This window comes from Pseudaminobacter sp. Soil_N_29 (genome assembly GCF_057656055.1).
Genome location: NZ_JBDGLC010000018.1, coordinates 1 through 6,940, shown reverse-complemented (window position 1 = coordinate 6,940; position 6,940 = coordinate 1). Strand labels below are relative to the sequence as shown.

The following is a 6,940-nucleotide window of genomic DNA, read 5'->3' as shown; positions in this document are numbered from 1 at the left end:
AAGGCGGTCGATAAGAACGGCAAGGAACTTTACAAGTTCAAGACGCCGTCCGGCATCATCGGCAACGTCACCACCTATGAGCACAAGGGCAAGCAGTACATTGCCGTGTACTCGGGTGTCGGCGGCTGGGCCGGCATAGGTCTGGCGGGCGGCCTGCTGTCGCCGGAGAACGCGCAGGCCTGGCACGCGGCGGCTGACCAAGGCCGCGCACAGGGCACCGAGAAAGAGGCTGTCAACACGGCCGGCCTCGGCGTCGTCGGCGGCTATGCGGGATTGGCCGATTACACCGCACTGGGCGGCCAGTTGACCGTCTTCGGCCTTCCGGACTGATAGCCGGCCCGCGCTCGTGCGCAAGGAATGGGGCGCCCATCCCATTGCCGGGCCGGCACCGCGAACGCCCGGTCCGGCGGTGATGTAGCGGCTCGGCTTTCTGGATCAATATGGCGCCTCCCAGCGGGCAGGCGTCTTCTGCTGCTGTCAAGGAGCGCGAAGATGCGGGGCTATTTTTCCCTCCGCCAAGAGCAACGCGGTTCCTTTTCGCCCGAAGAACTGCACGTGCTCGACATACTGATATGGCGGATATTCAGAAGGTTGCACATCGACGATCAAGCCGAGCGGAACGAGATCGCAGCGAGAATTCTGTCGCTTTACGAGCTCGGTCGAACCCCAAGAGACATATTCGGCCTGATGATGCGTCTGTACCGACGTCGCGAGAGGCCGTCGCACGCGCGCCGATGTCGGCAGCTCAAGAAAAAACAGGGCTAGCCCGCGTTGGTAGCCGTCGCTCGGCCACCCGGCCATTCCAGTTGTGGTTGTGCGGTGGTGGGTCCTCACTGATGAGCCAGCCAATGCTGCTACGGGATTGCTCTTTGCTCCGGCGCAACGACGCAAGGCTGATCTTGGGGGAGAATGGCTTTCTTTGAAGGAGCAATCTCCCATGGTTCGAACGCCGAGGGTCCATCCTGACATGCCGATAGACGAGGTGATGCGCCGGTGGCCCGCGACGATCCACGTTCTGGTCCGCCGTCGCATGCTCTGCGTGGGATGTCCAATCGGACCGTTCCATACCATTTCCGAGGCCTGCCGTGAGCATGCCGTGCCTGAAAGCGAGTTTCTGATGGAGCTGGAAGCCGTTTTGGCGGGCTGAGCCTTCAGCTGCGCCGCCGGTTCTCGGCAATCAGCATGAGGCCATGCGGATCGGTGACGGTGACCTTCTGACGTCCGCCACGAACCAACCCCTCAGTTTCCCAGGCGCTGAGCAGCCGGCTCACAGTATGCAGCGTGGTGCCGGTCATCTCGGCGATGTCCTGGCGGGTGATCGGAAAATCGATCTCGATCCCCTCCGGCGTCTTGCGCCCGGACTGCTGCACGAGCCGCAGCACGGTACGGGCGATCCGCTGTTCGACCTGCTCCGTTGCCATCTGCATGACCTGTTTCTGCGTGTCCTCGAGCCGAGTTCCGATCGTCTGGTAGGCTGCCGTGCCGAAGGCTGGAACCCGCGCCACCAGGTCGGGCCATGCAGCATTGGGCCAGGAGAGCACCACGCAATCGACGGCCGCAACCGCGCTGGCCGGGTAGGTCGTCTTGCCCATGGCGATCGCGATGCCGAGGAGTTCGCCCTCATTGATGTAGCGAGCAATGACCTGATGGCCCTCCGGCGTGGTGCGAACGACGCGGATATGGCCGGAGAGAAGCAGGTGGAACGACCGCGCTTCCTCGTCCTGCGAGAACACCTCCGAGTCCTTCGGCACACGCGACGACCGCGCTGCCTTCAGGATGTGATCGAGGTCCTCCGGGGAAACGCCGGCGAAGGCGGGTCGGCCCGCAAGCAGAGACCTGTCGAGCACGGGCATGCGGCACGTCCTCCGGGGTTATCGGAAAGTCTTCCCCTGCTTTTTACCCTGAGTTTGCGCCAGCGCAAACTGTGCCCACCCGACGACATCTATAGGTTTGTGCGCGGTCTGACGCCGCAGCAAAAAGGAAGAGGAAAATGAACAGGATCATCGCAACCCTGGCCTTTGGAGCGGCGGTCGCCTTCACTGCAACCGCAGGTGCCGCGGAATTCGAGGTCAAGATGCTGAACAAGGGCGAGAAGGGCGCGATGGTGTTCGAGCCTGCCTATATCAAGGCGGCGCCGGGCGACACCATCCGCTTCGTGCCGACCGACAAGGGCCACAACGTCGAGACCATCAAGGGCATGATCCCGGCGGAAGCTGAACCCTTCAAGAGCAAGTTCAACGAGGAGTTTGCCGTGACGATCGACAAGGAAGGCGTCTACGGGGTGAAGTGCACGCCCCATTACGGCATGGGCATGGTGGCGCTGATCGAGGTCGGGGCCGCGGCGAACCTGGCTGAAGCGAAGGCGGTGAAGCAGACTGGCAAAGCCAAAGCCACGTTCGATGAGCTGTTTGGGCAGGTCGTCGCTGCGGAATAATCCCGAGCGGCCAACGAGGGCCGGAGGGGCAAGGCCGGTTGACGGAAGTCCCCCGGCCGCGCCGCCGGCCTTGTTCAGTTCGCGAACTCGCCGGCAACGACGGCGTGTACGGTGGACCACCGCTCCAGCCTGTCGAAGATGGAGGTTTGCGGCAATTGCTCGCCCTGCAGTTCGGGCGGGACCTTCCAGCCCGGATCGATGCCTTCCATGTTGGGCAGCTCATGCGCGATGCCCTTGTGGCAGTCGATGCAGGTCGCCTGGCCGCTCAGCAGGTATCGGGTGTGGATGTCGGCAGCGCGCTGCGTCTGCTTCGAGAGGTCCATCGCCACCGACGAGTGGCAGTTGCGGCATTCCAGGCTGTCATTGGCCTTCAGGCGCGCCCATTCGTGCTGGGCAAGCTCCAGCCGCTTGTCCAGGAATTTCCGGCGCGTGTCGATCGTGCCGAAGATCTTGCCCCAGACCTCCTTTGAGGCCTGCATCTTGCGAGCGATCTTGTCCGTCCACTGATGCGGCACATGGCAGTCGGGGCAAGACGCCCGCACGCCCGACCGGTTGGTGAAGTGGATCGTCCGCGTCAGCTCCTGATAGACGTTCGCTTCCATCTCATGACACGAGATGCAGAACTTCTCGGTGTTGGTCACCTCGAGCGCGGTGTTGAAGGCGCCCCAGAACACCACGCCGCCGACAAAGCCGCCGAGCGTGAGAAAGCCAAGGCTCAGCGTAGCCGCCGGCGTAGACAGGATTTTCCACGCCCAGAGGGCGGCCGCCCGCAGCTTGCCCATTTGTCTACATGTCCCCCGCGTGTTCAACGCCCATCTCGCTCATGTCCTTGAAAGTGTTCTTGACCGGCGGTGCGTTGGTCGCCTGAGGCACATGGCAGGCCGTGCAGAAGTAGCGGCGGGGGGAGACGTCCGCGAGCATCTGGCCTTCGCGCGTGATGTAATGGGTCACGCTGATCATCGGCGCGCCCGAGCCTTCGGTAAGCTCCCGCTTGTGGCAGGAAAGGCATCGGTTCGTATTGACGGAAAGCTGATAGCCCTCGATCGAGTGCGGGATGACCGGTGGCTGGTCCGGGTAGGCGCGCATCTTGCGGATGTCGTCCACGGTCCATTTAGGCAGCGGGTTGGCAGGCGCTTCTTCGGTGAACGGCACGTCGCCTCTGAGCTCCGCGCCCATCTGCGCCAAGGCAGTGGAGATGGTGAACACGGCCCCTGCCCCGATCAGAGCAAGGAGTGTCCGTGTCTTCATACGGATACGATCTTGACCGCGCATTTCTTGAAGTCCGTCTGCTTGGAAATCGGATCGGTCGCGTCCAGCGTCACCTTGTTGATCAACTGGCTGGCATCGAACCACGGAACGAAGACGACGCCCTTCGGCATGCGGTTGCGGCCGCGCGTCTCCAGGCGGGTTCGGATCTCGCCACGGCGGGACATCACCTTGATCTCCGCGCCCTGGTTCAGCCCCCGGTCACGGGCATCGTCGGCATTCATGAAGCAGACGGCTCCGGGGAACGCTTTGTAGAGTTCGGGAACCCGCATGGTCATGGAGCCGGAATGCCAATGTTCGAGAACCCGGCCTGTCACCAGCCACAGGTCGTACTCGTCGTCGGGAGACTCCGCCGGCGGTTCATACGGCACGGCGATGATCTTGGCCTTGCCGTCGGGATTGCCGTAGAACTTCACGCCTTCGCCGGGTTTGACATAGGGATCGTGGCCCTCGCGGTAGCGCCAGAGCGTCTCCTTGCCATCCACCACAGGCCAGCGCATCCCGCGCACCTGATGGTACATGTCGTAGGGCGCCAGGTCGTGGCCATGGCCACGGCCGAAGGACGCGTATTCCTCGAACAGTCCCTTCTGGAGGTAGAAGCCGAAGTGCTTCGCTTCCCGGTTCTCGTATTCCGGATCGACTTCGGAAAGCGGAAAGCGATCAACCTGGCCGTTGGCGAACAGAACCTCGTACAGGCTCTTGCCACGATAGGTGGGATTGACATCGAGGATGTCGGCCGGCCAGACCTCGTCGGCCGTGAACCGCTTGGAGAACTCGACCAACTGCCAGAGGTCCGACCGCGCCTCGCCGGGCGCATTCACCAGCTGATGCCAGACATGCGTGCGGCGCTCGGCATTGCCATAGGCGCCTTCCTTCTCGACCCACATGGCGGCAGGCAGGATCAGGTCGGCGTTGACAGCGGTGATCGTCGGATAGGCATCCGAGACAACGATGAAATTGTCCGGGTCTCGATAGCCGGGATAGGTCTCCTGGCCAGTGTTCGGCGCGGCCTGGAGATTGTTGTTCACCTGGATCCAGTACCAGTTGAGCTTACCGTCCTTCAGCATCCGGTCCTGCTGCACGGCGTGGTAGCCGGGCTTGTCGGGCAGCAGCCCGTGCGGCACCTTCCAGATCTCTTCGGCGTGGGCGCGATGCTCCGGGTTGGTGACCACCATGTCGGCCGGCAGCCGATGGGCGAAGGTGCCGACCTCGCGTGCCGTGCCGCAGGCGGAAGGCTGGCCGGTGAGCGAGAACGGGCTGTTGCCCGGCTCCGAGATTTTCCCGGTGAGCAGGTGCAGATTGTAGAGCATCTGGTTGGCCCAGACGCCGCGGACGTGCTGGTTGAACCCCATCGTCCAGAGCGACATGACCTTCTTGGTCGGGTCCGCGTAGAGTTCCGCCAGTTCTTCGAGGAAACCGGGCTCGACGCCCGATATTTTCGAGACCTTCTCGAGCGTGTATTCGGAGACGAAGGCCTTGAACTCTTCAAAGGTGAACGGCTCGGTCTTTCCCGGCTCGGCTGCGCCGGTGGCGGCCTGCTCGAGCGGATGCTCCGGGCGCAGGCCGTAGCCGATGTCGGTGGCCCCCTTCACGAAGACGGTGTGGTTGCTCACGAAGTCCTCGTGCACCCGCCCCGTCGTGATGATGTGGTTGGCGATGTAGTTGAGGATCGCAAGGTCGGTGCCCGGCTTGAAGACGATCGGGATGTCGGCGAGGTCCATCGAGCGGTGGGTGAAGGTCGACAGCACCGCACAGCGGACATGCGGATGGCCGAGCCTGCGGTCCGCGACCCGCGTCCACAGGATCGGATGCATCTCGGCCATGTTCGAGCCCCACAGCACGAAGGCATCGGCGGCCTCGAAGTCGTCGTAGCAGCCCATCGGCTCGTCCATGCCGAAGGTGCGCATGAAGGCGACGGCGGCCGAGGCCATGCAGTGACGGGCGTTCGGGTCGAGGTTGTTGGAGCGGAAGCCCGCGCGCATCAGCTTCGTCGCGGCGTATCCCTCGAAGATCGTCCACTGGCCGGAGCCGAACATGCCGACGGCGGTGGGACCCTTCTCCTTGAGCACCTTCTTGCACTTTTCGGCCATGATGTCGAAGGCCTCGTCCCAGGAGACCGGCTCGAATTCGCCTTCCTTGTCGTAGACACCGTTCCTCTTGCGCAGCAGCGGCTGGGTCAGCCTGTCCGCGCCATACATGATCTTCGAAAGGAAATAGCCCTTCACGCAGTTCAGGCCGCGGTTGACCTCCGCCTGCATGTCTCCATGGGTGGCAACGACCTTGCCTTCCTTGACGCCAACCATCACGCCGCAGCCGGTCCCGCAGAAGCGGCAGGGCGCCTTCGACCACTTGATCTCCAATGCGCTCACGCCGCCTGGCACCGGCTGGGCTGCGGCTTCGGGCGCAATGCCGGCCGCCGTAGCCGCTATCGCCGCCGCCTGCGCTTTCAGCAGATCGCGTCGGGAAAGGTCCATTCTCAAGCTCCCTGGACTTCCTGTTCGACGTGCTCGAACACCATGTTGGCCGTGATCACACCGTCCATGACGGCGATCTGGAGCAGCAGACTGCCGACCGCGCCGCTGCCCGGACCTTCGAGCAGCACCACCATCTTGCTGCCCTGGCGTGCGCTCAGTTCCACGCCGTTCATTTCGGCCAGCTTGGCCGCGATCTCGTCCTCGCGGCCCGGCAGCACCGCGACCACCGCGCTCGATATGCAGTGCTGCTCCGGTGCAGACCCGGCGCCATGGATGCGGCCCGTTCTGCCTGCGAGAAACTGGCGCCTCGTCACGCCATCAGACGGGGTGTCCATCATGCAAGCCTCAATGCAAGGGATGTGAAGGAGGGCCTGGCGGGCCGAAAATGATCTGCCACATCCAGACCAAAAAGCCGTAGCCGCCGACCACACCAACCGCCACGATCGGCCAGATGCCGAAGGCAAGCACAAGAAACGCGAGCAGTTCCTTGCGCCTGGCTTTTGGAGGCGGAAGATGCGCCACTTCCGCTGCTGCCTTTCCGGTGTCCTGGATCATGGACCTCCTCATGCCGCAAAACGGCGAACGTCATTCGACTCAGCAGGATGACGTAGAGGTAGGCTAAAGCCCCAAGTTATTTTTGCAATAGCTTCTGCGGCATGGAAAACTACGCTCCGCGGGCGGCCCGGGGACCCCACAGGATGGGTGCGTAACGCACTGCGAATAGAAGAAATGCAGCGCTCCAGAAAGCTCCACCGCAGGCGAGAAC

Annotated in this window: 9 protein-coding genes and 1 pseudogene; 4 read left to right on the top strand and 6 right to left on the bottom strand. The window is 63.2% G+C overall.

Annotation, left to right across the window (positions count from 1 at the left end; all coding sequences use genetic code 11):
• From AC3A4H_RS23405 to AC3A4H_RS23395, 3 genes and pseudogenes are all read left to right on the top strand, one after another.
• Positions 1-330: pseudogene (locus AC3A4H_RS23405) on the top strand (PQQ-dependent dehydrogenase, methanol/ethanol family); the annotation flags it as partial.
• A 162-nt stretch (positions 331-492) separates the two neighbouring features.
• Positions 493-765, top strand: coding sequence for a hypothetical protein (locus AC3A4H_RS23400; RefSeq protein ID WP_487768853.1), 273 nt, complete (start codon positions 493-495; stop codon positions 763-765).
• A gap of 172 nt (positions 766-937) precedes the next feature.
• Positions 938-1,147, top strand: coding sequence for a DUF1858 domain-containing protein (locus AC3A4H_RS23395; RefSeq protein ID WP_487768852.1), 210 nt, complete (start codon positions 938-940; stop codon positions 1,145-1,147).
• Between the two features lie 4 nt (positions 1,148-1,151).
• Here AC3A4H_RS23395 and AC3A4H_RS23390 read toward each other — a convergent pair whose 3' ends face one another.
• Positions 1,152-1,853: a Crp/Fnr family transcriptional regulator gene (locus tag AC3A4H_RS23390; RefSeq protein ID WP_487768851.1), complete on the bottom strand. Its 702-nt coding sequence runs from the start codon at positions 1,851-1,853 to the stop codon at positions 1,152-1,154.
• A gap of 137 nt (positions 1,854-1,990) precedes the next feature.
• On the opposite strand from AC3A4H_RS23390, the gene AC3A4H_RS23385 reads away from it, so the two are divergent.
• Positions 1,991-2,434 carry a pseudoazurin gene (locus tag AC3A4H_RS23385; RefSeq protein WP_487768850.1) on the top strand — a complete coding sequence of 148 codons (444 nt, stop codon included), beginning with the start codon at positions 1,991-1,993 and terminating at the stop codon, positions 2,432-2,434.
• Positions 2,435-2,508: 74 nt separating this feature from the next.
• On the opposite strand, the gene AC3A4H_RS23380 is transcribed toward AC3A4H_RS23385, so the two are convergent.
• From AC3A4H_RS23380 to napE, 5 genes are read right to left on the bottom strand one after another with little or no spacing between them, the layout of a single operon-like run.
• Positions 2,509-3,216, bottom strand: coding sequence for a cytochrome c3 family protein (locus tag AC3A4H_RS23380; protein WP_487768849.1), 708 nt, complete (start codon positions 3,214-3,216; stop codon positions 2,509-2,511).
• A gap of 4 nt (positions 3,217-3,220) precedes the next feature.
• Positions 3,221-3,706, bottom strand: coding sequence for a nitrate reductase cytochrome c-type subunit (locus AC3A4H_RS23375; protein ID WP_487768848.1), 486 nt, complete (start codon positions 3,704-3,706; stop codon positions 3,221-3,223).
• Complete coding sequence (gene napA / locus AC3A4H_RS23370; RefSeq protein ID WP_487768847.1) at positions 3,679-6,174, bottom strand: periplasmic nitrate reductase subunit alpha; 2,496 nt, start codon at positions 6,172-6,174, stop codon at positions 3,679-3,681. Before napA ends, AC3A4H_RS23375 begins: the two co-directional genes overlap by 28 nt.
• A 2-nt stretch (positions 6,175-6,176) precedes the next feature.
• Positions 6,177-6,512 carry a chaperone NapD gene (locus tag AC3A4H_RS23365; RefSeq protein ID WP_487768846.1) on the bottom strand — a complete coding sequence of 112 codons (336 nt, stop codon included), beginning with the start codon at positions 6,510-6,512 and terminating at the stop codon, positions 6,177-6,179.
• 7 nt (positions 6,513-6,519) lie between these two features.
• The gene (gene napE / locus AC3A4H_RS23360) at positions 6,520-6,729 is read right to left on the bottom strand and encodes a periplasmic nitrate reductase, NapE protein (RefSeq protein WP_487768845.1); all 210 of its coding nucleotides are present in this window, start codon (positions 6,727-6,729) and stop codon (positions 6,520-6,522) included.
• Positions 6,730-6,940: the final 211 nt, after the last annotated feature.